This is a genomic window from Kocuria arenosa, assembly GCF_042879215.1.
GTDB lineage: Bacteria > Actinomycetota > Actinomycetes > Actinomycetales > Micrococcaceae > Kocuria > Kocuria arenosa.
The window spans coordinates 285,350-311,644 of the sequence record NZ_JBHZTA010000001.1 but is presented as its reverse complement, the minus strand read 5'-3'; the positions used below and the strand labels follow the sequence as shown (position 1 = coordinate 311,644).

At 73.3% G+C, this 26,295-nt stretch carries 26 protein-coding genes; 14 read left to right on the top strand and 12 right to left on the bottom strand.

The genetic code is table 11. The annotated features are described in order from the left end of the window. The first annotated feature begins 14 nt into the window (after nucleotides 1-14). Nucleotides 15-464 (top strand): DUF779 domain-containing protein, encoded by a 450-nt coding sequence (locus ACFYE3_RS01500; RefSeq protein WP_387605454.1) that lies wholly within the window; start codon nucleotides 15-17, stop codon nucleotides 462-464. On the opposite strand, the gene ACFYE3_RS01495 is transcribed toward ACFYE3_RS01500, so the two are convergent. The 4 genes from ACFYE3_RS01495 to ACFYE3_RS01480 are packed head-to-tail and all read right to left on the bottom strand — an operon-like array spanning nucleotide 439 to nucleotide 2,649. Then, a complete protein-coding gene (locus tag ACFYE3_RS01495) occupies nucleotides 439-828 on the bottom strand; it encodes a hypothetical protein (RefSeq protein ID WP_387605457.1) in 390 nt (129 codons plus the stop codon). The genes ACFYE3_RS01500 and ACFYE3_RS01495 overlap by 26 nt on opposite strands. Further along, nucleotides 818-1,789, bottom strand: a complete 972-nt coding sequence (locus tag ACFYE3_RS01490; RefSeq protein WP_387605458.1) for a cation diffusion facilitator family transporter — start codon at nucleotides 1,787-1,789, stop codon at nucleotides 818-820. The genes ACFYE3_RS01495 and ACFYE3_RS01490 overlap by 11 nt, the downstream gene beginning before the upstream one ends. Nucleotides 1,790-1,831: 42 nt before the next feature. Beyond that, nucleotides 1,832-2,170 carry an acylphosphatase gene (locus tag ACFYE3_RS01485; protein ID WP_387605460.1) on the bottom strand — a complete coding sequence of 113 codons (339 nt, stop codon included), beginning with the start codon at nucleotides 2,168-2,170 and terminating at the stop codon, nucleotides 1,832-1,834. Beyond that, nucleotides 2,167-2,649 (bottom strand): pyridoxamine 5'-phosphate oxidase family protein, encoded by a 483-nt coding sequence (locus ACFYE3_RS01480; RefSeq protein WP_387605463.1) that lies wholly within the window; start codon nucleotides 2,647-2,649, stop codon nucleotides 2,167-2,169. The genes ACFYE3_RS01485 and ACFYE3_RS01480 overlap by 4 nt, the downstream gene beginning before the upstream one ends. A gap of 134 nt (nucleotides 2,650-2,783) precedes the next feature. Here ACFYE3_RS01480 and ACFYE3_RS01475 point away from each other — a divergent pair, with 134 nt between their 5' ends. Next, nucleotides 2,784-3,347, top strand: coding sequence for a nuclear transport factor 2 family protein (locus tag ACFYE3_RS01475; protein ID WP_387605465.1), 564 nt, complete (start codon nucleotides 2,784-2,786; stop codon nucleotides 3,345-3,347). Further along, nucleotides 3,344-3,793, top strand: a complete 450-nt coding sequence (locus ACFYE3_RS01470; protein ID WP_387605468.1) for a nuclear transport factor 2 family protein — start codon at nucleotides 3,344-3,346, stop codon at nucleotides 3,791-3,793. Before ACFYE3_RS01475 ends, ACFYE3_RS01470 begins: the two co-directional genes overlap by 4 nt. 84 nt (nucleotides 3,794-3,877) lie before the next feature. Here ACFYE3_RS01470 and ACFYE3_RS01465 read toward each other — a convergent pair whose 3' ends face one another. Continuing rightward, on the bottom strand, nucleotides 3,878-4,537 hold the full coding sequence (locus tag ACFYE3_RS01465) for an SDR family oxidoreductase (protein WP_387605470.1): 660 nt from the start codon (nucleotides 4,535-4,537) through the stop codon (nucleotides 3,878-3,880). Nucleotides 4,538-4,727: 190 nt separating this feature from the next. On the opposite strand from ACFYE3_RS01465, the gene ACFYE3_RS01460 reads away from it, so the two are divergent. Further along, nucleotides 4,728-4,895 (top strand): hypothetical protein, encoded by a 168-nt coding sequence (locus ACFYE3_RS01460; RefSeq protein WP_368830697.1) that lies wholly within the window; start codon nucleotides 4,728-4,730, stop codon nucleotides 4,893-4,895. A gap of 39 nt (nucleotides 4,896-4,934) precedes the next feature. On the opposite strand, the gene ACFYE3_RS01455 is transcribed toward ACFYE3_RS01460, so the two are convergent. The 3 genes from ACFYE3_RS01455 to ACFYE3_RS01445 form a co-directional block, all read right to left on the bottom strand. After that, nucleotides 4,935-5,267, bottom strand: coding sequence for a cupin (locus ACFYE3_RS01455; protein ID WP_387605472.1), 333 nt, complete (start codon nucleotides 5,265-5,267; stop codon nucleotides 4,935-4,937). Between the two features lie 2 nt (nucleotides 5,268-5,269). Continuing rightward, nucleotides 5,270-5,725 (bottom strand): DUF488 domain-containing protein, encoded by a 456-nt coding sequence (locus ACFYE3_RS01450; protein WP_387605474.1) that lies wholly within the window; start codon nucleotides 5,723-5,725, stop codon nucleotides 5,270-5,272. Nucleotides 5,726-5,802: 77 nt separating this feature from the next. Next, a complete protein-coding gene (locus tag ACFYE3_RS01445) occupies nucleotides 5,803-6,303 on the bottom strand; it encodes a pyridoxamine 5'-phosphate oxidase family protein (protein ID WP_387605476.1) in 501 nt (166 codons plus the stop codon). Nucleotides 6,304-6,432: 129 nt separating this feature from the next. Here ACFYE3_RS01445 and ACFYE3_RS01440 point away from each other — a divergent pair, with 129 nt between their 5' ends. Continuing rightward, nucleotides 6,433-7,275 (top strand): SDR family oxidoreductase, encoded by an 843-nt coding sequence (locus ACFYE3_RS01440; RefSeq protein ID WP_387605479.1) that lies wholly within the window; start codon nucleotides 6,433-6,435, stop codon nucleotides 7,273-7,275. Here the strand turns inward: ACFYE3_RS01440 and ACFYE3_RS01435 are convergent. Continuing rightward, complete coding sequence (locus ACFYE3_RS01435) at nucleotides 7,233-8,516, bottom strand: cytochrome P450 (RefSeq protein ID WP_387605480.1); 1,284 nt, start codon at nucleotides 8,514-8,516, stop codon at nucleotides 7,233-7,235. The two genes, ACFYE3_RS01440 and ACFYE3_RS01435, sit on opposite strands and share 43 nt — an antisense overlap. A 155-nt stretch (nucleotides 8,517-8,671) precedes the next feature. Here ACFYE3_RS01435 and ACFYE3_RS01430 point away from each other — a divergent pair, with 155 nt between their 5' ends. After that, nucleotides 8,672-15,238, top strand: coding sequence for a DUF3320 domain-containing protein (locus ACFYE3_RS01430; RefSeq protein WP_387605483.1), 6,567 nt, complete (start codon nucleotides 8,672-8,674; stop codon nucleotides 15,236-15,238). A gap of 19 nt (nucleotides 15,239-15,257) precedes the next feature. Here ACFYE3_RS01430 and ACFYE3_RS01425 read toward each other — a convergent pair whose 3' ends face one another. Together ACFYE3_RS01425 and ACFYE3_RS01420 are read right to left on the bottom strand one after the other, a co-directional pair. After that, on the bottom strand, nucleotides 15,258-15,743 hold the full coding sequence (locus ACFYE3_RS01425) for a hypothetical protein (protein ID WP_387605485.1): 486 nt from the start codon (nucleotides 15,741-15,743) through the stop codon (nucleotides 15,258-15,260). An 80-nt stretch (nucleotides 15,744-15,823) separates the two neighbouring features. Beyond that, the gene (locus ACFYE3_RS01420; RefSeq protein WP_387605487.1) at nucleotides 15,824-16,792 is read right to left on the bottom strand and encodes a DUF5919 domain-containing protein; all 969 of its coding nucleotides are present in this window, start codon (nucleotides 16,790-16,792) and stop codon (nucleotides 15,824-15,826) included. Nucleotides 16,793-17,082: 290 nt separating this feature from the next. On the opposite strand from ACFYE3_RS01420, the gene ACFYE3_RS01415 reads away from it, so the two are divergent. The 3 genes from ACFYE3_RS01415 to ACFYE3_RS01405 all read left to right on the top strand — a co-directional run bounded on the left by ACFYE3_RS01415 (nucleotide 17,083) and on the right by ACFYE3_RS01405 (nucleotide 20,898). Beyond that, nucleotides 17,083-18,180, top strand: coding sequence for an acyltransferase family protein (locus ACFYE3_RS01415; protein ID WP_387605489.1), 1,098 nt, complete (start codon nucleotides 17,083-17,085; stop codon nucleotides 18,178-18,180). A 136-nt stretch (nucleotides 18,181-18,316) separates the two neighbouring features. Then, nucleotides 18,317-19,297, top strand: coding sequence for an ABC transporter ATP-binding protein (locus ACFYE3_RS01410; protein WP_387605491.1), 981 nt, complete (start codon nucleotides 18,317-18,319; stop codon nucleotides 19,295-19,297). Further along, on the top strand, nucleotides 19,294-20,898 hold the full coding sequence (locus ACFYE3_RS01405; RefSeq protein ID WP_387605492.1) for an ABC transporter permease: 1,605 nt from the start codon (nucleotides 19,294-19,296) through the stop codon (nucleotides 20,896-20,898). The genes ACFYE3_RS01410 and ACFYE3_RS01405 overlap by 4 nt, the downstream gene beginning before the upstream one ends. 129 nt (nucleotides 20,899-21,027) lie before the next feature. On the opposite strand, the gene ACFYE3_RS01400 is transcribed toward ACFYE3_RS01405, so the two are convergent. Continuing rightward, nucleotides 21,028-21,570, bottom strand: coding sequence for a type 1 glutamine amidotransferase domain-containing protein (locus ACFYE3_RS01400; RefSeq protein ID WP_387605494.1), 543 nt, complete (start codon nucleotides 21,568-21,570; stop codon nucleotides 21,028-21,030). Nucleotides 21,571-21,817: 247 nt separating this feature from the next. Between ACFYE3_RS01400 and ACFYE3_RS01395 the strand changes: the two genes are divergently transcribed. The 5 genes from ACFYE3_RS01395 (at nucleotide 21,818) to ACFYE3_RS01375 (ending at nucleotide 26,282) form a co-directional block, all read left to right on the top strand. Then, nucleotides 21,818-22,681 (top strand): sulfite exporter TauE/SafE family protein, encoded by an 864-nt coding sequence (locus tag ACFYE3_RS01395; RefSeq protein ID WP_387605496.1) that lies wholly within the window; start codon nucleotides 21,818-21,820, stop codon nucleotides 22,679-22,681. Between the two features lie 62 nt (nucleotides 22,682-22,743). Beyond that, a complete protein-coding gene (gene trxA, locus ACFYE3_RS01390) occupies nucleotides 22,744-23,118 on the top strand; it encodes a thioredoxin (protein WP_387605498.1) in 375 nt (124 codons plus the stop codon). Between the two features lie 131 nt (nucleotides 23,119-23,249). Beyond that, nucleotides 23,250-24,602, top strand: a complete 1,353-nt coding sequence (locus tag ACFYE3_RS01385) for an MBL fold metallo-hydrolase (protein WP_387605501.1) — start codon at nucleotides 23,250-23,252, stop codon at nucleotides 24,600-24,602. A 100-nt stretch (nucleotides 24,603-24,702) separates the two neighbouring features. Further along, nucleotides 24,703-25,773, top strand: coding sequence for a HoxN/HupN/NixA family nickel/cobalt transporter (locus ACFYE3_RS01380; protein WP_387605503.1), 1,071 nt, complete (start codon nucleotides 24,703-24,705; stop codon nucleotides 25,771-25,773). 5 nt (nucleotides 25,774-25,778) lie between these two features. Next, a complete protein-coding gene (locus tag ACFYE3_RS01375; protein WP_387605505.1) occupies nucleotides 25,779-26,282 on the top strand; it encodes a metallophosphoesterase family protein in 504 nt (167 codons plus the stop codon). The last annotated feature ends 13 nt before the right edge of the window (nucleotides 26,283-26,295 follow it).

Here is a 26,295-nt window from a genome sequence, read left to right as displayed (position 1 = left end):
CCGAGGAGCGCGCCGTGAGCACCACCGAGAACGCAGCCGAGAGCACCACCGGGAGCACCGCCGTCCTGGAGTCCGCCCCCGCCGTCGAGGGCGAGACGTTCTCCCGCGTGGCCCTGACGCCGTCCGCCGTGGAGCTGCTCGGGACGCTGCGGGAGCTCCACGGGCGGCTCATGTTCCACCAGTCCGGCGGGTGCTGCGACGGCTCCGCGCCCATGTGCTACCCGGCCGGGGACTTCCTCACCGGTCCGGCCGACGTGCTGCTGGGCGTGTTCGCGCTGCCCGGGGACCCGGCCACGGCCGAGCTCGAGTTCTGGATGTCCCGCGAGCAGTTCGAGTACTGGAAGCACACCCTGCTCACGGTGGACGTGGTGGAGGGCCGTGGCTCCGGGTTCTCGGTGGAGGCGCCGGAGGGCAAGCGGTTCCTGATCCGCTCGGCGCTCATGCAGGATCCGGCCGTCTCCTGAGCCGGCCCTGTTCGTCGAAGGACGGGCCCCGGTCGTGGACCGGGAACGTGGTGAAGGCCGGGACCTCGTAGGGGTGGGCCCCGGCCATCGCCCGCAGCACGCGCTCGCGCTCGGCCGCCGGATACAGCGTCTCGATGCGGACCTCGTCGACCTCCTGCGGCGTCCCGACCTCCCCGATCGTGGGGTGCGCCCCGGGGAGCGGCGTGAACCGGCCGGTGCCGCGGCTCACGAACGCGGTGTGGGAGTAGTGGCCGGATCGTCCGGCCCCGGCGTCGCCCAGGGCCTGCAGGACCTGCTCGGCGTGGGCGGCGGGGACGAACACCACCAGGCAGTGGTGCTCGGTGCTCCGGGGCTCAGTGCTCATGGGGCGCGCAGACCTCCGGCTCGTCGTGGTCCGCGGGCTCCAGCTGGATCGTGGAGTGCTGGACGGACACCGGGAAGTGCTCGGCCACGCACCGCTGGATCCGGCCGAGCGCCTCGGCCGAGCCGCCGGAGTAGAAGTACTCCTCCTCGAGCACCACGTGGGCGGTGAGCACGGGCAGGTCCGAGGAGATCCGGGTCGCGTGCAGGTCGTGGACCTCCACCACGTGCGGCAGCTCGAGGATGTGCCCGCGGACGTCGTCCATGTCGAGCCCGGGGGGCACGCTCTCCATGAGCACGGAGAGGGACTCCACGAGCAGCCGGATGGTGCGGGGCACGATGAGCGCTCCGATGAGCAGCGCCACGACGGCGTCGGCCTGCATCCAGCCGGTGAGGGTGATGACCACGGCCGCGACGATCACGGCGACCGAGCCCAGCGCGTCGTTGAGCACCTCGAGCATCGCCGCGCGCAGGTTCAGGTTGGAGCGCCGGCCCCCGAAGAGCACGGCCATCGCCACGAGGTTGCCGGCCAGGCCCAGGACGCCGAAGACCAGCATCTCGGCAGAGGCGACCGGATGCGGCTCGAAGAACCGGCGCACGCCCTCCACGAGCACGAACAGCCCGACGGCCAGCAGCACCCCGGCCTGCAGGGCCGCGGCCACGATCTCCGCGCGCCGCCAGCCCCACGTGCGCCGTGCGCTCGGCGGCCGCAGGGTCAGCTGCGCGGCGATCAGCGCGAGCAGCAGCCCGCCCGCGTCGGTGAGCACGTGGGCGGTGTCGATGAGCAGCGCCAGGGAGCCCGTCCACAGGGCGCCGACCAGCTGGACGACGAACAGCGCCACGGTGATCCCGAAGGCGGTGGCGATCCGCCACCGGTCGGTCCCGGGACCGGCGTGCGAGTGCCCGGGCCCGTGGTCGTGCCCGTCCTCCGCGCGCCCGCGGTCCCCGGCGTGGTCGTGAGCCATGCCTCCATCGTAGAACGCAGGGCTCGGGCACGGCGGCGTGGCTCAGCCGGTGACGAACCCGTGGAACTCCCCGGTGGCGGGACCGTAGTGGGAGTCCACCTTCATCACGACGCCGGGCGCGCCGCCGCCGTTGAGGGCCCGGAGCAGGTCCCGCACGGCGCGCCGGGGCCCCTCGGCGATCACCCCCACGGTGCCGTCGGTGTTGTTGACCGCCGAACCGCGCAGGCCCAGCTGCTCGGCGTGGCGCGCGGTCCACCAGCGGAACCCGACGCCCTGCACGGAGCCGTGCACCACGGCGGTCAGGCGCAGGACCTCCTCGAGGTCCAGGCGGTCGGGGTCCCGTCCGGCCGAGGCGCCCTGGTGGATCGGAGGCAGGCTCACAGGTCCACCACCGTGGACCGGCCGGGGTCGACCTGCTCGCCGGTGGCCCGGGCCTTCGCCCAGCGCAGCGCGGTGGCCACCGTCCCGGGGCTGCGCCAGTGCTCGGCGGTCTCCGTGCGGACGCGCAGCACCACGAGGCCGGGGGTGGACGGCCCCTCCGGGTAGTACGCCTTCAGCGCGTCGGACCAGAGCCCCTCGAGCACCTGCCGGTCCTCGACCACCTCGGCGGCGCCGGAGATCGAGATCCACTCGTGGTCCCCCACGAACGCGACGTTGACGGCGTCGTTGGCCGCCACGTCCCGGACCGAGGAGGTGTCCCGGCTGGTGAAGAAGTTGAGGTCCTCCCCCGGGGCGACGTCGACCACGGTCATCGGGCGGCTGACGAGCTTGCCGGTGGCCTCACGGGTGCTGAGCATGCCGACGCGGGTGCGGTTCACGAAGTCGACGATGTGCTGGATGTCATCCTGGTGGGTGTTCATGTGGTCAGATTAGAGAACGACCGGGCCTCGTGGCACGGCCGCGCCCGAGAATTCATCATGGGCGGAACCGCGCATCCGCCGGCGGGCCGGAACGGTCCGGTCCGGCCGACCCCCGAGAGGACCGGAGCAGGCAGATGGACGACCGACAGGTCTCGGAGCAGACCGCTGAGAACACCACCGCGCAGACCGCGGCGCAGTCTCCCGGGAGCGGCCCCGGGACGATCAGCCCCCAGGACCGGATCGAGATCAACGAGATCCTGAGCTTCTCCTCGCACCTGCTGGACAACCGCCAGTGGGACATGTTCGGGGAGGTGTTCGTGCCGGAGATCCGCCTCAGCGCGCCGCAGGGCGAGTTCGACGGCCCGGCGGGCGTGCGGCGCTTCGTCGAGACGGCCGAGCTCGCCCGCTTCCCCGCCACGCACACCCTGAACTCGATCGTGGAGGCCGTGGACGCGGACACCGCCGTGGCCTGGTCCAGGATGCTCCTGCTGACCTGGGACCGCAGGGTGGCCTGCGGCGACTACATCGACACGTTCCGCCGCACCGCCGACGGGTGGCGGATCGAGCGGCGCACCGTGGCGCCCCGCAACGACTCCGCCTCCGTGGCCCTCGCCGAGGGCGGATACGCACCGGACCCGTACGCCTACGCGATGTTCGACGAGGCCGTGCTCGCGGCCGCCGGCCGGGCCCGCCGATGAGCCCCGCACCGGGCTCGGGGTGGGACCGCGTGCCCGCCGCCGATGCCCTCGAGATCGGCACCGTCCTGAGCCGGTGCGCCCGGGTGGTGGACGCCCGGGCCTGGCTGGACCTGGACCGGGTGTTCACCGCGGACGCCGTGGTCGTGTCCCCGGGCGGGACGGCGCGCGGACCGGCCGAGATCGCCGAGCGGCTACTGGCCGAGACCGGGGACCCGCACCTGGTCACCGACACCGTGCTGCGCCGGCTCGCCCCGGACCGCGTGCGGGCCTGGAGCAAGTGGCTGGTGGTGTGCGCGGACGGGTCTGCGCACGGCGGGGACCAGCTGGACCTGTTCGTGCGCACCCCGGACGGCTGGCGGATCGCCGAGCGCCGCATCGCCGCCCTGGAGACGCCCGGAGCCGGCGCGCCCGCACGGGTCCTGGGACCGGCCGACTTCCTGGCCTGAGAGCGCCTGCGACGAGGGGCGGCCGCCGTGCACCGGGGACCCGGTGCACGGCGGCCGCCCCTCGTGAGGTGCGCGCTCAGAGGGTCACGGCTGCACTTCCAGCGCGTCGGAGATCGGCGTGTGGCCGTCGGAGAACTCGATGGTCTTCCCGATGGTCGAGGGGTCGTCCAGCACGGCCGCGACCACGAGCGCCACGTTGGCCCGGGAGGTCCGGTGCTCGCCGTCCCGCTCGCCCGTGGAGACGTCGATCCTGCCGGTCGCCTCGTCCTCGGTGAGGGCGCCGGGGCCCACGATCGTCCAGTCCAGCGAGGAGGCGCGCAGGTGGTCGTCGGCGTCGGCCTTGGCCTGGGCGTAGGCGTGGAAGGGGTCGTCCTCGGGGACGCCGTGGTCCTGGCCGGCCCCGTGGTAGGAGACCATGACGAAGCGCTTGGCGCCGGCCATCACGGCCGCGTCCATCGTGCGGACCGCCGCGTCCCGGTCCACGGCGTAGGTGCGCTCGGGGCTGCCGCCGCCGGCGCCGGCGCTCCACACCACGGCGTCCTGGCCCTCGAGCAGGTCGGCGAGCTGGGCGACCGACAGCTGCTCCACGTCGGCCACCACGGGGGACGCGCCGGTGTTCTCGACGTCCTCCGTGTGGTCCGGGTTGCGGAAGATGCTCGTGACGTCCTGGCCGCCGGTCGTGAGCAGCCGGGCGAGAGAGAGAGCGACCTTGCCGTGGCCGCCGATGATGGCTGTGCGGGTCATGTTCGTGCTCCTTGGTGCAGAGGGGACGTGGGGGACGTGGTGCTCTCCCTCGACGCTAGCCCCCTCCCGGGCGCTGGGACACCGCTCACGCGGAGGGCGAAACCGGGAATGCGCCCGCCCCCGGCGTCCGGGGCCCTCCAGGCCTCCGGTAGCCTCGACGGGACCCCTGCCCCCTACCGGAGGCCGCCCCGTGCTGATCTTCCAGTTCCTGCTGTCCGCGATCGCCCTCGTCCTGCTGGTCGTCGCCCTGATCGACGGCGCGTGGACGCTCGCGCTCATCGCCGCGATGATGCTGATGATCGCGGTGTCCGGCGTGTTCATCGCCTACCGCCGGGAGAAGCACCTGGGCCGGCGCTGAGCCGCTCCGCTCTCTTCCGGGACCGCTCCGGCGCCGCGGCTACTCGGCGGCGTCCTCGATGCCGGTCACCGCGGTGAGGATGAACACCGAGTCCTCCAGGGCCTCCACCGAGTGCCGCTCCGCGGGGATCACGTGCAGGTGCCCGGCCTCGAGCACCAGGTCCTCGCGGGAGCTGATCCGGATCCGCCCGTGCAGCACCTGCAGGCTCCCGGCGTACGGGGCGTTGTGCTCGGCGAGCACCGCGCCCTCCTTGAGGGCCAGGATGGTCTGGCGCAGCACCTTCTGGTGCAGGAGCTGCTCGGCGCTGCGCCCGTGCGGGGCGTGGCGTGCCTCGTTCAGGTGCTGCAGGGCGATCTCGTTCAGGTGCTGCATGGTCATCCTCCTGGGTAGGTGATCCGGTGTCCGTCGACCACGGCGAAGTCCCGCAGCGTCGCGGGGGTCAGCTTGCTGGGGACCATGATGTGCTGCACGTCGTGCCCGCGCACCAGCAGGGCCTCGGCCAGCTGCTCGAGCTCGGCCAGCGCGGCCCGGAACTCCTCGGTCTGCATGTGGTCGGCGTAGCCGCGGAAGGACTCGTTGCGCCAGGCGGTGTTCACCGAGTCCTTCGAGGTGGGGCGCAGCCCGCCCAGTCCCTTGCAGTAGCTGTGCTCGATGCCGGCCGCCGCGAGCGTGCCCGGCAGCGCGTCGAGGTTGAACTGCGGGTTCGTCCGCGAGCGCGGCACCGTGCGGATGTCGACGAGCCGCTGCACTCCGGTCTCGCGCAGCAGCTCCACGAACTCCTCGGCGGAGCGCGTGGAGTGGCCCACGGTGTAGACGGTGTGCGAGGTCATGCCCCCACCCTACTGACCGGGCACGGAAGCCTCCCCGGCCCGACACGGCCCGCTCCGCGGGAGCCGGGCCCCGGGCGTCACGACCCGCCGGAGCCTGCGTCGGTCCAGCGGGCGGATCCGCCGGGGGTACGGCGGCCGACGGCGGCCGGGGAGTTCCACGCCTCGTGGTCGGCCATGGTGAAGCGGCGGCCCGTCACCGTGGTCGGGACGATGCGGACGAACCGGTCCTTCACGCCCTCCTGCCACGGGAACAGCGGCAGCTGCAGGGCTTCCATCAGGGCGTGGCCGGGCCGGACGCTCTCGGCGTCGCCCTTGACGATCACGCTCCACGCCGTGGCGGTCGCGGGATCGTGCCCGTCGATCTCGAGGGCCACGGCCCGGCCCGCGAGCGCGCCGCTCACCTTCGTCCCCGCGCCCGAGCGGAAGACGATCGTGCCGCGGTCGACCACGTAGTTGATCGGGAAGATCTCCGGCGCCCCGTCCGCCACCACGGCCAGCCGGGCGACGCCGTCCGCCCGCAGCCGATCCCAGCAGTCCTCGGGCGCGAGCTCCTCCACGTCCTTGCGGTACCAGTCCACCGGCGTCCCCTTCCCGTGCGCCTCGGCTGCCCGGTCACCACCTCCAACCTACGGTGCCGCGCACGCCGGGGGAACCGGACCGGCCCGCGCCGCTGTGGTGCGCGGAGCAGGACGTGGGAGGATCGGGGCATGAGCGTGGTGATCGCGGGATGCGGAGACCTGGGCACGGAGATCGGACTGCGGCTGGCCGAGCAGGGGCACGAGGTGCTGGGACTGCGCCGCCGTGCGGAGCTGGTGCCGCCGCCCCTGATCGGGATCGCGGTGGACCTGAGCACGGAGGTGCCGGAGCTGCCGGGCGACGTCGAGCTGCTGGTCGTCGCCACCGCCGCGGACGGGCGGACGCCCGAGGCCTACCGTGCGGCCTACCTCGACGGGCTGCGCCACGTGGCCGACGGGCTGCGGACCGCCGGGGCCCTCCCCCGGCGTGCCCTGCTGGTCTCCTCGACCGCCGTCTGCGGGGACGCCGGCGGCGGGGAGGTCACCGAGGACACCCCGCCGGACCCCTCGACCCCCACCGCCCGGATCCTGCTGGAGGCCGAGGAGCTGTTCCACGAGCAGTTCCCGCACGGCACGGTCCTGCGGCTGTCGGGCATCTACGGTCCGGGCCGGACCCGGCTGATCGACAAGGTGCGCTCCGGGGACGTCGCGGCCGGGGCCGCCTGGACCAACCGCATCCACCGGGACGACGCCGCCGCGGCCGCCGTGCACCTGCTGACCATGGACGCCCAGCCGCTCACGCTGTATCTCGGCACGGACGACGAGCCCGTGCCCGAGCTCCAGGTCCTGGAGTTCCTGGCGCAGGAGCTCGGCGTCCCCCGGCCCGAGGACGTCCCGGAGGCGGACGCGCCGCACCGGGGCTCGAAGCGGCTGTCCAACCGGCGGCTGCGGGAGGCCGGAGTGGAGCTCCGCCACCCCACGTACCGGGAGGGCTACCGGGCGGTGCTCGCCGGGGAGGGCGTGCGCCACCCCTGACCGGCGCCCGTCCGCAGGACGACGTCGCGCACCTCGTAGGCCGCGATCAGCTCCACCCAGGAGACCCGCGGCGGGTGCGCGAACGCCAGGGGCAGCCGCAGCAGGCGCTGCAGGAAGATGTCGGTCTCCTGGATCGCGAGGGATCCGCCCGGGCACCGGTGGGCTCCGTCCCCGAAGGACATCACCTCGGGCCGGATCCCCCGCGGCCGGGGCCGCTCCGGGCACAGCTGCCGGGCGTCCTCCCCGAGCGCCTGCTCGTCGGTGTTCGCCTGACGGACGTAGAGGTCGAGCAGGACCCCGGCCGGCACCTCGTGGCGCTCGTCGCCGTCCGCCAGGACCAGCTCATGGGTGGTCCTGCGGTAGAGGTGGCCCACCACCGGCTCCAGGCGCAGGATCTCGTGCAGGATCCCGTGCCGGGCCGACTCGTCGGCCGCGAGGTACTCCTCGCGCAGCCGGTCGTCCTCCAGCAGGTGCCAGGCGGCCACCGCGATGAACTCGCGGGTGGTGGCCATGCCGGCGGCGGCGTAGGTGAGGCACTCGACGAGGATCTCCCGGTCCGTGCATCCCTCCGCGAGCAGGTGGGACACGACGTCCTCCTGGGGCTGCCGGCGCCGCGCCCGGACGGCCGGGCGCACGTCCCGGAGCTGGAAGGCGGTCATCGCCCACATCGGCCGCAGCGACCCGGCGACGGCGCCGAGCCGGGCCGGGAGGCGGCGCCGCGGAGAACCGGTGGAGCCGGTGACGGGGCCGCTGAAGAAGCGCTCCAGGCGCCGGGACATCCCGTCGATGTCCGAGTTCGTCAGCCCCACCACCTGGGCGGCGACCTCCACGGAGTAGCGCAGGGTGATCGCGGACAGCTCGGCCCCGCCGTCCTGCCGGATCCGCTCCACCAGCTCGTCGGCGCGCTCCTCCATCAGGGCCCGGTAGCGGCGGCTCACCGTGGCCGGGGTGAAGAACCTCGCGGTGGCGGTGCGCTGGCGCCGGTGCTCGGGGCCGTCCGCGTAGAGCACGGGCGGGTGGTCGCCGGTCAGGCCCTGCCGGGCGGTCTCCGCGCTGAAGCCGGCCTGCACCGTGCCGTCGGCCTCCCGCAGCACCTGGCGGACCATCGGCAGGGACCGGACGTGCCAGACGCCGTCGAGCACCTCCACCGGCGGCGCGCTGCGCTCGCCGGGCGGGGCGGTCCTGCGCCGGTCGCCGTGCGGGACGGGGCAGCGGGGCTCGGGACGGGCGTCGTCGCTCATGGGCTCATGCTAGTCGCGGGGTGCGACGGCGGGCAGGCGCGGCCCGTTGTGGGCCGACTCGCCCACAGGCCGTACGACTCGGACCGCGAATGCGGCAAGGGCCGCTCATACACTTTCAAGCATCTGCTTTTGCACACACCTCGAGGAGCCGGACCGTGCCCGAAACCCTTCCGTCCGAAGCGATCCAGCGCGCCGCTCTGGTCATGGCTCGCACCCTCGGCCCCTGGGTCGCGGGCCACGCCCCCGAACCGGGGGATCCGCAGTCGTGGGTGACGCAGGCGCAGCGCGCGGACGAGCTCAACGGCCGCCCCCTCCGGAGGTACACCCTCGGTGATCCCCGCTTCCTGCTGCGCCTGCTGATCCAGGAGTGGAAGCAGTTCGACCACCAGGTCACTCCCCTGCAGAGCAGCTACGCGCGCGAGCTGACGCACTCCCTCAACGTCTGCGCCCACGAGCCGCTGACGCTCACGGAGGCCGATGCAGAGCGAGCCCTCGACACCATGCGTCTGCTGCTGGAGAGTCTCGGCCTGGCGGCCCCCGCCGCGGCCGAGGAGACCGGTGCCTCCGCGGTAGAGAGGACGCCCGCGGGCGCCGGGGAGCACGAGCCCGCCGGGAACGTTCCGGATCGGATCAGCGGTCAGGCGATCGAGCAGGAGTCCGCGCGGGATGTGCACGAGGGTGTCCTCGCGGACCGGGACGACCTGCCGCCCGGCACCCGCGCGGCGACCGTCACGGCCGGGCCCCTGGCCGTCACCGTCCTGTTCCGCGAGGCCGTCAACTACGCCCTGGTCAACAACGGGGTCAGCCCCCTGTTGGAGGTGCGGGTTCGCAACACCGACCAGGCCGCTCCGCACGTGCTCGAGCAGCTGGTCCTGGTCCTCGACGACTCCTCGGAGGGGCTGGGGACTCCGTGCCGCTTCGAGCCTCTGACGGTCGGCCCGGGCGGCGAGGTCCTGCTCGACGGCGCGGACGTCGCCTGGCCGCTGGACCACACCGCCTTCGCCGCCCTCGACGAGGCACGGACCGCGTCGTTGCGGATCAACGCCACGGTCGACGGCGCGGTGGCCACCGAGACCACGGGCGTGCGGCTGCTGGCCCGGGACGAGTGGTACGCCCGGTCGATCCCCGAGCTGCTGGCCGCCTTTATCACGCCCAACGCGCCGGCGGTCCGGCAGGTCCTCGACCGCGCCTCCGATCTGCTGAGGGAGCGCACCGGTGATCCCTCACTGGACGGCTACCAGGGCGGGCCCGAACGAGCGGTGGAGATCGGCCGCGCGGTCTACGATGCCCTCGCCTCCTTCGGAATCCGCTACACCGAGCCCCCGGCGTCCTTCGAGTCCACGGGGCAGAAGATCCGCCCCGTGGACCGGATGCTCTCCGAGCGGTGGGGTACGTGTCTCGACCTGACGGTCGCCTACGCCGCGGCGCTGGAGCAGGCCGGCCTGAACCCCGTCGTCGTCCGGGTCCCCGGCCACGCCTTCGCCGGGTTCCTCACCGCCGAGGCGCAGCTTCCGGAGCTGGCGCTCGCCGACCGCGGCCTCCTCCAGAACTTCGTGCGCGGCGGCATCCTGCTGCCCGTCGAGACCACGGCCCTGGTCGAGGGCAAGGACATCAGCTTCGACGATGCCAGCCAGGCCACCGCCCGACACTGGGGTACTGACGGTGAAGTGCTGCACGTGCTCGACGTCGCCGCCGCGCACCGCCGCATCCGGCCGCTGCCCCGGGTGCGGGTGGAGAGCGGCACCATCGTCGTCGAGGTCGAGACCGTCCCCGCGGCGCCGCTCCCGGGGGCCGGTTCCGGACGCCGCTCGGCGGGTGGGACGGGTGCCGCCGTCGACCGCACCGTGTACCCGGCTCGGGTGGCCCGGTGGCGTTCCGCGCTGCTGGACCTGAGCATGCGCAACCCGCTGCTGAAACTGAAGAAGACCGGCTCGGTGTCCTTCATCGTGCCCGAGCGTGCCCTGCCCGACTTCGAGGACACCCTCGCCAGCGGAGAGCGGCTGCGGTTGCGTCCCGCCGACGACCTGTCCGAGATCGACAACGCCCAGGGCCGGCACTCTGCCGCACAGCTGCCGGAGGAGATGCTCGAGGCGGTGCTGCGCAATGAGCTGGTCGTGCACACCGACCACACGGCATCTCGGCACGAGGGGACGCTGGACGGTCTGCGTCGCAAGGCCAAGGTCGTCCTGGAGGAGACCGGCGCCAACAACCTGTTCGTGACCATCGGCGCTCTGTCCTGGAAGGACCGGACGGACAAAGAAGGCCTTGCCCCACTCTTCCTGCTGCCCGTCACCCTCACCGGCCGGAAGAACCAGCCGTTCCACGTCCAGGTCGAGGACGGCGCGGAGGCCCGGCCCAACTATTGCCTCATCGAGAAGCTCAAGCAGGACTACGGCCTCGAGATCCCCGTGCTCGCCGAGCCCCCGGCCGACGACAGCGGCATGGACGTGGCCTACGTCTTCGAGGAGCTCCGCCGGACCTTGGCCCTGAACAGCCTGCCGTTCACCGTGGAGCCGGACGTCCGGCTGGCCATGCTGCAGTTCTCGACGCTCGAGATGTGGCGAGACCTCTCGGAGAACTGGCAGTCCTTCCTGGACAACCCCCTGGTCGGGCACCTCGTGAACACCCCCACGGCACCGTTCGACGACCCGATCGAGGCTCCCGAGACCGATGAGCACGACGAAGCACGCCGGTACCTGCCCGTCCCCACTGACGGCTCGCAGCTGAAGGCTGTCACCTGGGCCACGGCCGGGCGCACCTTCGTGCTCGAGGGCCCTCCAGGCACCGGCAAGTCGCAGACGATCACCAACATGATCGCGGACAGCCTCGCCGCAGGACGCAAGGTGCTGTTCGTCGCGGAGAAGCAGGCGGCGCTGCAGGTCGTCCGGGAGCGGCTCGAGAAGGTCGGCCTCGGACCTCTGACCCTCGAGCTGCACGGGAGGCAGCAGAGCATCAAGAGCGTCCGGAGCCAGCTCGTGGACTCGTGGGACTCCCGGGTCCGCACACCGTCGTCGGCGTTCGGCGTCCTCCGGGACCAGCACGCCGCCGCCGTCGAGGACCTCGTCCGCTACCCGCACGCCCTGCACCGGCCGACCCGTGGCCGCAGCGTCTGGGAGGCCCACCAGAACGTTCTCGCACTCACCGGTTCCTCGGCGGACACCGGGGTGCAGGACGACATCGTCGTTCCCGGCACGCTGGTGGCCGATCCCGAGCGCGCGGAGACAGTGTTCCGCACCGCGAGCGCCCTCGAGCAGCTGCTCCCCGACCTCGGGCACGTCCCGGACCAGGACGAGTGGTCGCTGGCCGGTCCGGAGGAGACGTCGGACGACGAGCACGGCGGCCCGGTGCTGCAGCCGGTCCAGCAGCTCCTGGAGGCGCTCCACGGCCTCGACGAGCGCGTTGCTGCGCTGCTGCGCACGACCGACGACGTCGACCGCTGGAGGGCCCTCGCCACCTGGCTCCGGGACGTCGACACGAACCGGGCGATGCCCCCGGCCCACTACCGTGAGGTGTTCACCGTGACGTGGCACCAGGAACTGCACCAGGCTCTCGACGACATCCGGAAGGTGCTCGCCCAGCACGAGCCGCTCCTGCGGTCGCTGCACCCGGCCGCCTTCACCGCCGACCTCGACACCCACCGGCAGGCCCTGGCCGAAGCGCGGGGCAAGCTCTTCGGGAAGCGGAAGGCCGTGCAAGCGGTCGTCGACGGTCTGCGTCCCCTCGTCGTCTCGGCCGACACGAGCTGCCTGGACGACCCTTCCACCTTCCTGGACGCCCTCCACGCCGTGCAGCACGCCGAGCAGGGCCTCCGGTACCGCATCGGAACCCTGTTGCCCGCCGACCTCCAGTGGTCACTGACCGCGCCCGACCCGCTCGCGGTACCGGCCTCCGTCCTGGCTTTCGCCGAGGCACTGGAGCCCGTCCTGGACTCCTTCCCGGACCAGGACGATGCCCTCAGCGCGCTGTTCTCGACGACGGGCGGTTCCACCACCGGCCGTGCCACCGCCCGGATCGAGCTCGGCCCGACGACAGCCGCCTTCGTGGAGGCGTGGTCGTCGGCCGCAGGTTTCCTGGGCGCCACGGAAGCCTCCGTGTCCCGGTGGCGCAAGGACACCTCCGTCCTCGACCGGCTCGCGGCGACGGCACCCATGTGGCAGGACCAGGTCGATCGGCAGCGTGATCGGCGGCTGCGGAGCTACCGTGCCGTGGAATCACTGCTCCAGGAGCTGGAGCACGCCGGCTTCGGCGGCCTGGCCCATGACCTGCGGGCGGGCACGATGCCGGTCACCGGACTCACCGAGCGGCTCCAGCGTGCCGTGGCGTACGAGGTGCGGGCGGACACGCTCGAGGAGGCGAACCTGACCTCCTTCGACGCCGCCGTGCGTGACCGCCAGGTGGAGAGCTACCTCGACCTCTCCGGACAGGTGCGCCGCCGTCTGCGCTCGGACCTGCCGGCGCAGGTGCTCGCCGCCACCGGCATCAACGGCGAGAAGCTGACGAAGGAGCAGGTCGAATTCAACCGCCTCATCCATCGGAAGCGCGGCGGGTCCATCCGGGAGATCATGGAGAAGACGGGGCCCGTCCTGCTGGACCTCACGCCCTGCCTGCTCATGAGCCCGCACTCGGTCTCCAAGTACCTGCCGGTGGGGTCCGTGGACTTCGACGTCGTGGTCTTCGACGAGGCCTCGCAGATCCGTGTGGCCGACGCCATCGGGGCCATGGGCCGGTCCAAGGCGGTCGTGGTGGTCGGCGACTCCCAGCAGATGCCACCCAGCTCGATGTTCGCGTCCACAGCAGGCGACGACGACCTCGCCGGTGCCGAGGAGGATGGGCTCACGGTCGCGGACCAGGACTCCATCCTCACCGAGGCCGTCGACTCGAACGTGCAGAGCCTCGGCCTGACCTGGCACTACCGCAGCCAGGACGAGTCCCTCATCGCGTTCTCCAACCGCCGCTACTACCGTGGGGAGCTCTCCAGCTTCCCCGCCCCGCCCGAGCCCCGGCCCGGCCTCGGCGTCAGCTGGGAATGCCTGGACGGCGAGTACGACGGCGGCGCCGGCGGAACCCGCACCAACGAGGTCGAGGCGCAGCGGATCGTCGAGGAGGTCGTCCAGCTGCTGCGCAAGGACCCCGACGCGTCGATCGGCGTGGTCACCTTCAACACCCAGCAGCGGGACCTCGTCCTCGACAAGCTCGAGCAGTCCACCGTGCGCGTCGTCCAGAACGCCCTGGTGCGCACGGAGGACCCGTTGTTCGTGAAGAACCTCGAGAACGTGCAGGGCGACGAACGCGACGTCATCCTGTTCTCCCTCGCCTTCTCGCGGAACAAGGACACCGGAACGCTCCGCCTGAACTTTGGTCCGCTCACGGCTGCCGGCGGTCAGCGGCGGCTCAACGTGGCGATCACCCGTGCCCGCCGCGCCATCAAGATCTACAGCTCGTTCGGCCCGGAGGACATCGATCTCGCGCGCACCTCGTCAGAGGGCCTGCGGCACCTGCGGGAGTACCTGGTCTTCGCGCGTGAGCACGGGCACGACGACGTCCACCGCCCGACCGGCGAGTCCTGGGACCTGCACCGGCAGGACGTCGCGGCGGCCCTCCGTGCAGCCGGCCTGGAGGTCGCCGAGGACATCGGCATGTCGAACTTCCGGGTGGACCTCGCCGCACGCGTGTCCCCCGAGCACGAGTGGGTCGGCCTCCTCCTCGACGGTCCAGCCTGGGCTCGGCGCACCATCGTCTCCGACCGGGACGCCCTCCCGAGCCAGGTGCTGACCGGCGCCATGGGGTGGCGGCACCTCGAGAGGGTGTGGCTGCCCGCGTGGATCCGCTCCCGCAGCACCGTGGTCCAGGAGATCGCGGACGCCGCGCAGCGAGCGGTCAGGCAGCCTGACGAGCCGCCCGCACAGCTCGTCGCCGAGGACGCGCAGGGAACCGACACTCCGCGGACCCTGCCCGATGCCGCCGAGGGTGGCGGCGGGACCGACCGCGAGCTCGTCCCCGTCGGCGCACCGGCCGCCGCACCGCGTCCGGACGAGGACCACGTCCTCGTGGCCGGCAGGGCCGGGACAGCCGCGAGGCCATCACCGGCACCGGTCGATCCGGCCGTGGTCGACGATCTGGTCGGCGTCAGTCCGGGCCCGTCCACGGGCACGGCTTCGGCGGAGGACTCCTATCGGCCTGCTCCGCACCGGGTCGCCGGGGAAAGGGCCGTGCTCGACACCATCACGGCCTCGGCGAACAAGCAGCTGGTGCGCGAGCACCTCGAGGAAATCGTCGCCGTGGAGGGCCCGATCGAGGCGCAGCGCCTGGCGCGTCTGCTCGCCAACCGCTTCGGACTGCAACGGGTACAGGCTCAGCGGCAGGAGACCATCCTGGGCTGCCTGCCGAAGAAACGGCGCAGCAGGTCGGTTCTCGGCACCTTCTACTGGCCCGAGGGCATGACGCCGGACGACTACACCGGCTACCGCAGGACCCCGGCCGACGGGGAGAAGCGGCGCGTCACCGAGATCGCCCCGCAGGAGATCGGCAACGCGGTGCTCGACGTGCTGCGCTCCGACGGCCCGTCCCCCGCCGTGGACGTGATGCAGGCGCTCAACGACGTCTTCGGGTTCAACCGGACCGGCCGTGAGATCCGGGAACGCTACGAGCAGGTGCTCGACCTGATGGCGCGCGACGGCCGGCTCGTGCGCCAGGGCGAGGTTCTGGCGCTCTCCGCGGCGTAGACCGGCCGCGGTGGGCGTCTCAGATCCGGTCCGCCTGGTCGTTCTCGATCTGTGCCGTGGCGGGGAGGATCACGGAGGACGAGGGCCCGTCCAGCACGACCAGCAGCACGCGCAGGTCCGCCCCGGAGAGATAGGCGCCCACGAGCCGGTGGTTGGAGTCGAGGACCACGAGGGACCCCTCGGTCCGGTAGGCCGGGACGGTGAGCTGGACCGGCCCCGACTCCGCCGAGAACTCCTGCCGCAGGTGCTCGATCTTTCCCTGCCGGTCCTCCGGCCACTGCTTCGCCGCAGCCTGGGCGAGGGTCTGCGGCCGGTGCTGCGGGTGCGACCACTCCCCCGGATTGCCCTCGGGGTCCACGTGCCAGACCGTGTAGAGCCCGCCGAGCTCCTCCCCGGAGGAGACCACGAGGTCCTCGATCCGGGAGTTCTCGTCGTCGAGCGCGTCCCAGTCGAGCCAGGCCCGGATGTCGTCGCCGAACAGGGTCTTGAAATCCGAAACGTCCATGCCGCCATCTCAGCAGACTTGCGATCTCGCCGCCACAGGCTCCGACGCCCCGGAAGCACCCGGGACGCGGAGGTCGCGCGTCAGGAGCCCTGAGTGTTGTCCCGCGCCGCGCGCGGTGCCGCCTCGGGCCCGACGTTGAAGGCCGAGGCCGAGCGGTCGGCGGGCTCGGTCGGGAACACCGTGTGCCCCTCCTCCCATTTGTGCCGCGCGTAGGAGTGCAGCCGGGCGGCGAAGGACCCGTCCCGCCACTCCAGGTAGGGCATGTCCTGGCTGGCGTCGAGCAGGAAGTAGCTGCTGAACGCCCGGAGCACCTGCGGCGCGCCCGGGTCCGCCGCGGGGTCCTCCGCCGCGGCGGGAGGCCCGAGCACCAGGTAGATCGGGGCTCCGGGCAGACCGTCGTAGACCCGCACCTCCAGGCGCTCGGCCACCACGGGGTCCAGCTCCCCCAGGGCCCGGAGCTGGTGGACCAGCGTGTCGAAGCTGCGCCGCAGGTCCATGGGCGAGAGGCCGTAGTGGTGGCGGATCTCGCGGAGCCGGGACGCGAGCGCGGGCGACTTGGGGTCGAGGACCAGCAGCCGGACGCGGACCCCGGCGTCGAGCGCCTTGTGGATGGCGTCCAGGTCACCGGCCAGGGTCAGCGGGAAGGTGTCCATCCACCACAGCTCCTGCCCGGGCCGCACGCCGCGGAGCACGTCGACCGCGTCGAGCTCCTCGCGGACCCCCACGAGGCCCAGCTGGTCGTCGCGGGGCGCCGGCGGCGCGGGGACCGGGGGACGCTGCGCCTCGACGGGCCAGGACCCGCGCCACCGCGCCAGTCCGGCGTCCAGGAGCAGACCCACGCCGCCCACGGTGAGCAGGACGGCCCCGGCGTCGAGGAGGACCTCCGACCACACCCGTCCGGCCGCCAGGGCGACGACGACGAGCGCCGCGCCGAGGCCGACCAGCACGACCGGCGCCGTGACGGGGCGCCGCGCCGGCGCGGCGCGGGCGGCACCGCGCCACCCGTCGCCCGCACCCCGGTCCTGGGCGGCACTGCGGATCTCCAGCACGGGACTCCCCTTCCTCGAGCGGCTCTGCTGCCAGCCTGGCACGGCTCCTGACCTGGGCGTTAGCACCGCGGGCAGCACGGCATTTTGTGACGACCGGCGCGCCGGGCCCGCCCGGACGTCCGTCCCCACTTCGGCGGAACAGTGGCGAGAACATGTGTTTGCATACCTAAACTTGGGTCAGGACGGGTGACGGCACGGCGTCACGGCTGCTCCCCACCCCGGGGACCGGCCCCGCGTCCAGCAGCTGACCGCCCCCGGCCGCGCTGCCCACTCTGCGGAAGGCACCTCTCTTGGCCACGACTCTCCGGGAACGCCTGGGCGACCGCCACAACCGCCTCAACGTCGTTCGCCTGGTCCTGGCGTCGGTGGTGATCCTCGGCCACGCGTGGCCGCTGACCGGCGCGGACGGTCCGAGCCTCGAGCTCCTGTCCGACATGGCCGTCAACGGCTTCTTCGCCCTCAGCGGCTACCTCATCGCCGAGAGCAGGGTGCGGACCACCCTGGTGCCGTACCTCTGGCGACGGTTCCTGCGCATCTACCCGGCCTTCCTGGTGAGCCTGCTCGTGGTGGCCGTCGTCCTCGCACCGCTCGCCGCCGCCATCGAGGGCACGTCCCTCGACCTCGGCTCCGCGGCCGGCTTCGTGCTGAGCAACGGCGACCTGAGGATCTCGCAGTGGGGCATCGACGGGACCCTGACCGAGGTCCCGGCTCCCGACTCCTGGAACGGCTCGCTCTGGACGCTGTTCTACGAGGCCCTCGCCTACGTGCTCCTCGGTCTCGTCCTCAGCCTCGCCGTCGCGGCGCGGCACGCCCGGTGGGTGCTCCCGGGGATGTTCCTCGCCGCGCTCGTGCTCCGCCCCCTGGTCGAGGGGCCGCTGGACGTCACGACCCACCTCTACCTCAACGGCGCCCGGCTGATGGGCTACTTCCTGGCGGGCGCGGCGGTCTGGGCCTGGGCGGGGACGTGGCGCCCCACCTGGGTGCACACCGCGGGGGCGGCCGTCGTCTACGCCGTCCTGACGGACCTCGGCTGGGCGGACCTGTACGGGCAGCTGCCGCTCGCCGTGCTGCTCCTCGGCCTCGGCGCCGCCCCGTCCCACAACTGGACCACGCGCACGGACCTCTCCTACGGCGTCTACATCTACGCGTATCCGGTGCAGCAGCTCCTCGTGCTGCTCGGGACGGCGTCGTGGGGTGTCGCCGTCAACTCCCTGCTCGTCGTCGCGCTGACGCTGCCCCTGGCGCTGCTGTCGTGGACGCTCGTCGAGAAGCCCGCCCTGCGGGCGAAGGCGTGGCTCGATCCCCGCGACCGGTCCGACCGGCGGCTCCCCACCGCCGGAGTGCAGGGCCCGACCTCCTCGGCCGTGCAGGGGCCCCGTCCGGGCTGACCCGGACACCCCTGTTCCCGGGGCCCGGGACGACGCTCGCGCCGACCCGGGCCCGCCTTGTCCGCCGCCCGGGCGGTGCCTACCGTGAGGAGCAGGCGGGTGTGACGCCGCCGGCCCCGACCCGTCAGGAGCACCCATGGACACCCCGGTCATCGAGGCCCGCGGGCTCGTCAAGACCTTCGGTCCCACCGCGGCCCTCGACGGCTTCGATCTCACCGTGGCGCCGGGGCAGGTCGCGGGCTTCCTGGGCCCCAACGGGTCGGGGAAGTCCACGGCGATCCGGGTGCTGCTGGGCCTGCTCCGGGCGGACGCGGGGACGGCCACGGTCCTGGGCCTGGACGCCTGGCGCGACGCCGTGGAGATCCACCGCCGCACCGCCTACGTCCCGGGGGACACGAACCTGTGGCCGAACCTGACCGGCGGCGAGATCGTGGACCTGCTCACCGGCATCCGCGGCGGACGACGACGGCGCCGCCGCCGCGACGAGCTCATCGAGCGCTTCGAGCTGGACCCCACGAAGAAGGCCCGCAGCTACTCGAAGGGCAACCGACAGAAGGTGGCGCTGGTGGCCGCCCTGAGCGCCGAGGCGGAGCTGTACGTCCTGGACGAGCCGACCTCCGGGCTGGACCCGCTCATGGAGGCCGTGTTCACGGACGAGGTGCGCCGGCTGAGCGGGCAGGGCAGCACGGTCCTGCTCTCGAGCCACATCCTGGCGGAGGTCGAGAAGCTGTGCGACACCGTGACCATCATCCGCACCGGCCGGGACGTGGAGAGCGGCACCCTCGCCCAGCTGCGCCACCTGACCCGCTCCGCCGTCACGGCCACGACTCCCGCCGGCCTCGGCCGCCTGGGCGGGCTGCCGGGCGTGCACCACCTCGTGCACGAGGACGGGAGGCTGAGCTTCGACGTCGACGACGCCCGGGTCCCCGAGGTGCTCCGGGCGCTCGCCGACCTGGGCGTGCAGAACCTGACCGTGACCCCGCCCTCGCTCGAGGAGCTCTTCCTGCGCCACTACGGTGACCGCCCGGCCGCACCCGCCGCCCAGGACGGGACCGACCCCGCGGCCCCGGACGGGACCGGGCGCGGCCCCGTCCGGGACGTGCGGGCGCCCCGATGAGGACCGCCGAGCCGTGGGCCGCGACCGGCCGCCTGTTCCGGCTCAACCTGCGCCTGGACCGGGTGCGGATCCTCGTGTGGGTGCTCGCGCTGACCGGCACCGTGTACGCGACGGTGCTCGCCCTGGAGGAGACGTTCCCGGACGGCGAGGCCCGCCAGGCCCGGGCCGCGCTGCTGGACAACCCGTCCGCCGTGATGATGACCGGCCCGGCCTTCGGCGCGGACGACTACACGCTGGGTGCCATGACGGTCAACGAGCTCAGCCTGTCCGTGCTCGTGGCGACCGCGATCATGAGCATCCTGCTCGCGAGCCGGCACGTGCGGGCCGAGGAGGAGTCGGGGCGGCTCGAGGTGGTCCGCGCGCTGCCGGTGGGCCGCTTCGCCCCGGCGGCGGCCGCTCTCGGGGCGGTCGCCGTGGCGGACGCGGCGGTCGGCGCGGGGATCACGGCGGGGCTCCTCGCGGCGGGCCTGGGCGGGGTCGACGCCGTGGCGTGGGGACTGGCCACGGCCCTCACGGGCCTGGTGTTCGGGTCCGTGGCGGCCGTGACCGCCCAGCTCACCGAGCACGCGCGGGCCGCCTCCGGCACGGCGATGGCTGTGCTCGGCGCGGCCTTCCTGGTGCGCGGGATCGGGGACGTCATCGAGCCCAGCGGCTCGTGGCTGTCCTGGCTCTCGCCCATCGCGTGGGCCCAGCAGACCCGGCTCTACGTGGACCTGCGCTGGTGGCCGCTGGCGCTCTCGGGGGCGCTCACGGCCGTGCTGCTGGTCACGGCCGTGCTCCTGGCCCAGCGGCGGGACCTGGGCGCCGGGCTGCGGCAGGCACGCCCGGGCCCCGCGACGGCCGGGGCGTCCCTGCTCTCCGCGACCGGGCTGGCGCGGCGGCTGCTGCGCGGCACGTTCCTCGGGTGGACCGCGGGACTCGTCCTCTTCGGCCTGGCCTTCGGCTCGCTGGCCGACTCCCTGGAGGACAGCATCGCGGACATCCCGTCGATCACCGAGTGGCTCGTGATGGACCTCGACGCCCTCACCGAGTCCTTCGCCGCCGCGACGCTGTCCTACCTCGTGCTCGGGGTGGTCGCGTTCGCCGTCTCGGGTGTGCTGCGGCTGCGCGCGGAGGAGGAGGCCGGCCGCACGGCTCTCGTCCTCTCCACGGGTCTCGACCGGGTGCGCTGGGTGCTCGGCTGGCTCACCGTCGTCGTCGTGGAGTCCCTCCTGGCCCTGCTGCTGGCCGGGGCGGCGCTGGGCGCCGGGGTCACCGCCACCACCGGGGACCTGCGCTGGACCGGCGAGCTCGCCCTGGCGGCCCTGGCCTACTTCCCGGCCGTGCTGGTCGTGGCCGGGGTCGCCGCCGCGCTGGTGGGACTCGTCCCGCGGTTCGCCGCGCTGAGCTGGGTCGTGGTCGCCCACCTGGTCTTCGTGTCGTGGTTCGGCCTGCTGCTCGACCTGCCCGATCCGGCGATGAACCTCTCCCCGGTGCAGCTGACGCCGCTCGTGCCCTCCGAGGACTGGGAGGCGGCCCCCCTGCTGGGCCTCGCCGCGCTGGCGCTCGCGCTCCTGGCCGCGGCCGCCGCGGGGTTCCGCCGCCGCGACCTGCCGGCCTGAACCGGCGGGCCGGCACCGCCGAGGGGGCGCTCCCGGACGGCGTCGGGGACGACGGTCGCCCGGGAGCGCCCCCTCGGCGCGCGGCGCCGTGAGGCCCCGCGGTGGGCTGGGCTGTGGCCGGGGAGCGGGTCAGCCCGCGACGAGCTTCAGCGTCTCCCGGTTGAAGGCCTCGAGGTCACCGGGGTTGCGGGAGGTGACGAGCCGGCCGTCGACGACGACCTCCTCGTCCACCCAGTCCGCCCCGGCGTTCTTCAGGTCGGTGGCGAGGGAGGTGTAGGACGTGAGGCGCCGGCCCTGCGCGAGCCCGGCCTCGATGAGGATCCACGGCGCGTGGCAGATGGCCGCGATCGGCTTGCCCGCGGCGTCGAACTCCTTCACCAGGCGCAGGGCGTCCTGGTCCGTGCGCACGCTGTCCGCGTTGAGGGTGCCGCCGGGCAGGACCAGGGCGTCGAAGTCCTCGGCCTTCGCCGCGGCGAGGGTGCCGTCGACGTCGTAGCTGCCGGCGCGGTCCCAGTCCCCCTGCATCGCCGTGATGCTGCCCTGCTCCGGGGAGAGGAGCACGGGGGTGCCGCCGGCCTCCTGGACGGCCTTCCAGGGTTCGGTGAGCTCGGGCTCCTCGACGCCGTTCGTGGCGATGAACGCGATCTTCTTGCCGGTGATGTCGGTGGTCATGACAGGTCTCCTCGGTCGGTGGATCTGACGGTCAGGACTCCACTGTTGGCACGCCGGGAGCGGAATGGGAAGTGCGGAACGGCCAGGTTCTCGCTGGGCGATACCGAGATCCGCCCCTGATACCCCCTGGGGTACTTGAATACCCCTGGGGGTATCTGACATACTCGGGACGAACGCCGGACGGCCCCCGGCACCCTCCTCGATCCGACCACCTCGCCCCGCCCCGGTGAGCAGAAGGACACGCACCATGACCGTCACCCTCGTACTGACCCTCCTGCTGTCGGTGCTGATCGGCCTCTCGCTCGGTCTCCTCGGCGGCGGCGGGTCCATCCTCACCGTCCCGATCCTCACCTACGTCGCCGGCCTGGACCCCAGGGAGGCCATCGCGGCCTCCCTGTTCGTCGTCGGGGTGACCTCCGCCGTCAGCGCCGTCAACCACGCCCGCAACCGACGCGTGAAGTGGCGCACCGGCCTCGTCTTCGGCGCAGCCGGCATGGCCGGGGCCTTCCTCGGGGGCCTGGCCGGGGGCTACATCCCGGGCACCGTGCTGATGGTCGCCTTCGCCCTGATGATGGTCGCGACCTCCCTCGCCATGATCCGCGGCCGGAGGAACGGGCCCGCCCAGGCCCACGACGGTGAGCTGCCGGTCCTGAAGGTCGTCGCCGAGGGCCTCGTCGTGGGTCTCGTCACCGGTCTGGTGGGCGCCGGCGGTGGCTTCCTCGTCGTCCCGGCCCTGGCCCTGCTGGGCGGGCTGTCCATGCCGGTGGCCGTGGGCACCTCCCTGGTGGTCATCGCCCTGAAGTCCTTCGCCGGGCTCGCCGGCTATCTCACCACGGTCTCCCTGGGCTGGGCCCTGGTCGGCGCCGTGACCGTCGCCGCGGTCGCCGGCTCGTTCGCCGGCGCCCGCCTGGCCGGCCGCATCCCCGAGGCCGCACTGCGCAAGAGTTTCGGCGTCTTCGTCCTGGTCATGGGCGTCTTCGTCCTGGTCCAGGAGCTGCCCGGCGCGGCCGGTCCCGCCGTCGGGATCACCGCGGCGGCCGCCGGCGTCGCCGCGGTCGTCTGCTGGTACGCGGTCCCGAGATGCCCCCTGCGCACGCCCCTCACCGCCTGACCGCACGCTCCCCGCCACACCGCATACCCCACGCCACACCGCACACCGATCAGGAGATCCCCATGGCCACCGTCGACGTCACCGAGCAGACCTTCGCCGAGACCGTCCAGCACCACGACATCGTCCTCGTGGACTTCTGGGCGAGCTGGTGCGGCCCCTGCCGCATGTTCGCCCCCACCTACGAGGCCGCGTCGACCAAGCACGAGGACGTCGTCTTCGCGAAGGTCGACACCGAGGCCGAACAGCCGCTCTCCGCCGCCGCGGGCATCAGCTCGATGCCCTCCCTGATGGCCTTCCGCGAGGGCGTGCTCGTGTTCTCCCAGCCGGGTGCCCTGCCCGCCGCCGGTCTCGACCAGGTCATCACCGCGGTGAAGGGCCTCGACATGGCCGAGGTGCACGCCGAGCTCGCCCGGCAGCAGGCCGGGCAGCAGGCCTGAGCCGCGACGGGGACCGTCGGCACACCGCTTCCGTCGTCGCCCCCCGGCCCTGGAACACTCCCGTAACAGACCGCCGATACCGTCACAACGCCCCGCGGTGCGCTGCGAGGCCCCACCAGGAGGAACGCATCATGGACGTCACCGTCATCGACACCCCCCAGCTCGGGGACCGCAGCTACCTCGTGCACGACGGCGAGGTCGCCCTCGTCATCGACGCCCAGCGCGACATCGACCGCGTCGAGGCCGCCGTGGAGCGGGCCGGCGTGCGGGTCACCCACGTGGCCGAGACCCACATCCACAACGACTACGTGACCGGCGGCTGCGTCTACGCCCAGAAGCACGGCGCCGCCTACCTCGTCAACGCCGCCGACGACGTCTCCTTCGAGCGCGCCCCGATCGCCGACGGCGACACCGTCCGGGTCGGCGAGCTCTCCGTGAAGGCCGTGGCCACCCCCGGCCACACCCACCACCACCTGTCCTTCGTGGTGGAGCACGGCGACGAGCAGGCCGTGTTCTCCGGCGGCAGCGTCCTCTACGGCTCCGTGGGCCGCACCGACCTGCTGGGCCGCGAGCACATGGTGGGCCTGACCCACGACCAGTACGCCTCCGCCCGCCGCCTCGCGCAGGCGGCCGAGGAGAAGGCCGCCCTGTACCCGACGCACGGGTTCGGCTCCTTCTGCTCCTCCGGCCCCGCCACCGGCGCGAGCGAGTCCACCCTGGGCGAGCAGATCGAGACCAATCACGTCTACACCGACCCGGACGAGGAGCACTTCGTCCGGGAGCTGATCGCCAACCTCACGGCGTACCCGAACTACTACGCGCACATGGGCCCGGCCAACACCGCCGGACCCGCCGAGCCGGACCTGTCCGTGCCCGACTCCCTCGACCCCCAAGAGCTCCGGTCCCGCCTCGAGGCCGGCGAGTGGGTGGTGGACCTGCGCAACCGCGTGGCCTACTCGAGCACCCATCTGACGGGGACCATCAGCTTCGAGTACGGCGACGGCTCGAGCTTCACCACCTTCCTGGGCTGGATCTTCCCCTACGACCGTCAGCTGACCCTCGTCGGCTCCCGCGAGGACGTCGAGAACGCGATCCGGGACCTGTCCCGCATCGGCATCGACTCCCCCGACGCGGCGCTGGGCGAGGACCCGCGGCAGCTGGCCCCGGGCGCGGCCGTCTCCTCCTATCCGCGCGTCGACTGGAAGGGCATGCTCGCCGAGCGGCCCGAGGACGAGACCGTCCTGGACGTCCGCCGGGTGGACGAGTACGAGGAGTCGCACCTCCCCCGCGCGGTCAACATCCCGCTGCACGAGCTGCTGACCCGGATGGACGAGGTCCCCGCGGGCCGGCTGTGGGTGCACTGCGGCTCCGGCTACCGATCGGGCGTGGCCGCCAGCCTGCTCGAGCGCGCGGGCCGGGACGCGGTCCACGTCGACGCCTTGTTCGACGAGGCCGAGCAGGACGGCGTCCCGCTCGAGAGCTGACGCCGACGCGGGGCCGGGTGCGCGCACCCGGCCCCGCGGTCCCTCCCCGAACCCGCCCCGACCCCGCCCCGACCCGACCCGACCCAGCGAAAGGCCCGCCGTGAGCAGCTCCCACACCGTCCCCCCGTCCGCCTCCGGGCGGCGCGGCGTCACCGTGGTCGGAGCCGCGGTCGTCCTCCTGCACCTCGTGGGCTGGGGCGCGCTGCTCACCCTCGTCCTGGCCACCGAGACCCCTCAGGGGAGCACGGGACTGTTCGTGGGGCTGGCCCTCAGCGCCTACGCCCTGGGCGTGCGGCACGCCTTCGACGCCGACCACATCGCCGCGATCGACAACGCGACGCGCTCGCTGATGGCGCGCGGCCGGGAGTCCGCGGCCACCGGCTTCTGGTTCGCCCTGGGCCACTCGTCGGTGGTCCTCGTCTCCGTGCTGCTGCTGGCCCTCGGCCTGGAGGCCTTCGCGGGCGGCCTCGCCGACGAGGGCTCCGGGCTGCGGCAGGCCGCGGGGATCTGGGGCGGCACCGTCTCCGGGCTGTTCCTCGTCACCGCCGGGGTGCTCAACCTCGCCGTGCTGCTGCGGCTGCGCCGGGCCCGCCGCGCCGCGCGCACCGGCGCCCTGGAGGCCGCCGAGCTGGACGCCCACCTCGCCGACCGGGGCGTGCTGCACCGCGTGCTGCACCCCGTGACCCGCGCGGTGGACCGCCCGGCCAAGATGTACCCCGTCGGCTTCCTCTTCGGCCTCGGCCTCGACACAGCGGCCTCGATCGGGCTGTTCGTCACGGCCGGCGGGCTCGCCCCCGAGCTGCCCTGGTACGCGGTGCTCGTGCTGCCCGTGCTCTTCACCGCGGGCATGACGATGTTCGACAGCGCCGACGGCATCCTGATGAACCGGGTCTACGGCTGGGCCTCGGGGGACGTCCGCCGCAAGCTGGACTACGACGTCACGGTGACCACGGTCTCGGTCGTCATCGCCTTCGTGATCGGCGGGACGAGCCTGCTGTCGGTGCTCGCCGAGCTCCTGCAGCCGGCCGGCGGCGCGCTCGCTCTCGTGGCGGCGGTCGACCTCGACTTCCTCGGCATCGCCGTGATCGTCTTCTTCGGCGTCGTCTGGCTGGGCTCGCGGGGCCTGGACCGGATCCGCCGCGACGGACGGCCGGTCCCTGTGCGAGGCTGATCATCATGGTCCGACTCCTCCTGCTCGCCGACACGCACGTCCCCAAGCGCGCCCGCGACCTGCCCGCCGAAGTGTGGCGGGCCGTCGACGACGCCGAGGTGGTGCTGCACGCGGGCGACTGGATCGACCTCGCGACCCTCGACCGGCTCGAGGAGCGGGCCGTGCGCCTCGTGGGGGTCTGGGGGAACAACGACGGGCCGGGGCTGCGGGAGCGGCTGCCCGAGGTGGCCCGCGCGACGCTCGGGGGCGTGCGCTTCGGCATGGTCCACGAGACCGGGGCCGCCACCGGGCGGGAGGCCCGCATGGACCGGGCGTTCCCCGGCCTCGACGTCCTGGTCTTCGGCCACAGCCACATCCCGTGGGACAGCACCACCCCGGCGGGTCTGCGGCTGCTCAACCCCGGGTCCCCCACGGACCGGCGGCGCCAGCCGTACTGCACCTACCTGACGGCGGTCGCCGACGGCGGGCGGCTCACCGACGTGGAGCTCGTCCGGCTGCCGCGGCGCTGACGCCCGGCCGGCC

Coding starts and splice junctions, on each gene's coding strand:
- ACFYE3_RS01495 (WP_387605457.1), bottom strand. CDS start 828: ATGAGCACTGAGCCCCGGAGCACCGAGCACCACTGCCTGGTGGTGTTC.
- ACFYE3_RS01490 (WP_387605458.1), bottom strand. CDS start 1,789: ATGGCTCACGACCACGCCGGGGACCGCGGGCGCGCGGAGGACGGGCAC.
- ACFYE3_RS01480 (WP_387605463.1), bottom strand. CDS start 2,649: ATGAACACCCACCAGGATGACATCCAGCACATCGTCGACTTCGTGAAC.
- ACFYE3_RS01475 (WP_387605465.1), top strand. CDS start 2,784: ATGGACGACCGACAGGTCTCGGAGCAGACCGCTGAGAACACCACCGCG.
- ACFYE3_RS01470 (WP_387605468.1), top strand. CDS start 3,344: ATGAGCCCCGCACCGGGCTCGGGGTGGGACCGCGTGCCCGCCGCCGAT.
- ACFYE3_RS01465 (WP_387605470.1), bottom strand. CDS start 4,537: ATGACCCGCACAGCCATCATCGGCGGCCACGGCAAGGTCGCTCTCTCT.
- ACFYE3_RS01455 (WP_387605472.1), bottom strand. CDS start 5,267: ATGCAGCACCTGAACGAGATCGCCCTGCAGCACCTGAACGAGGCACGC.
- ACFYE3_RS01450 (WP_387605474.1), bottom strand. CDS start 5,725: ATGACCTCGCACACCGTCTACACCGTGGGCCACTCCACGCGCTCCGCC.
- ACFYE3_RS01440 (WP_387605479.1), top strand. CDS start 6,433: ATGAGCGTGGTGATCGCGGGATGCGGAGACCTGGGCACGGAGATCGGA.
- ACFYE3_RS01435 (WP_387605480.1), bottom strand. CDS start 8,516: ATGAGCGACGACGCCCGTCCCGAGCCCCGCTGCCCCGTCCCGCACGGC.
- ACFYE3_RS01425 (WP_387605485.1), bottom strand. CDS start 15,743: ATGGACGTTTCGGATTTCAAGACCCTGTTCGGCGACGACATCCGGGCC.
- ACFYE3_RS01410 (WP_387605491.1), top strand. CDS start 18,317: ATGGACACCCCGGTCATCGAGGCCCGCGGGCTCGTCAAGACCTTCGGT.
- ACFYE3_RS01405 (WP_387605492.1), top strand. CDS start 19,294: ATGAGGACCGCCGAGCCGTGGGCCGCGACCGGCCGCCTGTTCCGGCTC.
- ACFYE3_RS01400 (WP_387605494.1), bottom strand. CDS start 21,570: ATGACCACCGACATCACCGGCAAGAAGATCGCGTTCATCGCCACGAAC.
- ACFYE3_RS01395 (WP_387605496.1), top strand. CDS start 21,818: ATGACCGTCACCCTCGTACTGACCCTCCTGCTGTCGGTGCTGATCGGC.
- trxA (WP_387605498.1), top strand. CDS start 22,744: ATGGCCACCGTCGACGTCACCGAGCAGACCTTCGCCGAGACCGTCCAG.
- ACFYE3_RS01385 (WP_387605501.1), top strand. CDS start 23,250: ATGGACGTCACCGTCATCGACACCCCCCAGCTCGGGGACCGCAGCTAC.
- ACFYE3_RS01375 (WP_387605505.1), top strand. CDS start 25,779: ATGGTCCGACTCCTCCTGCTCGCCGACACGCACGTCCCCAAGCGCGCC.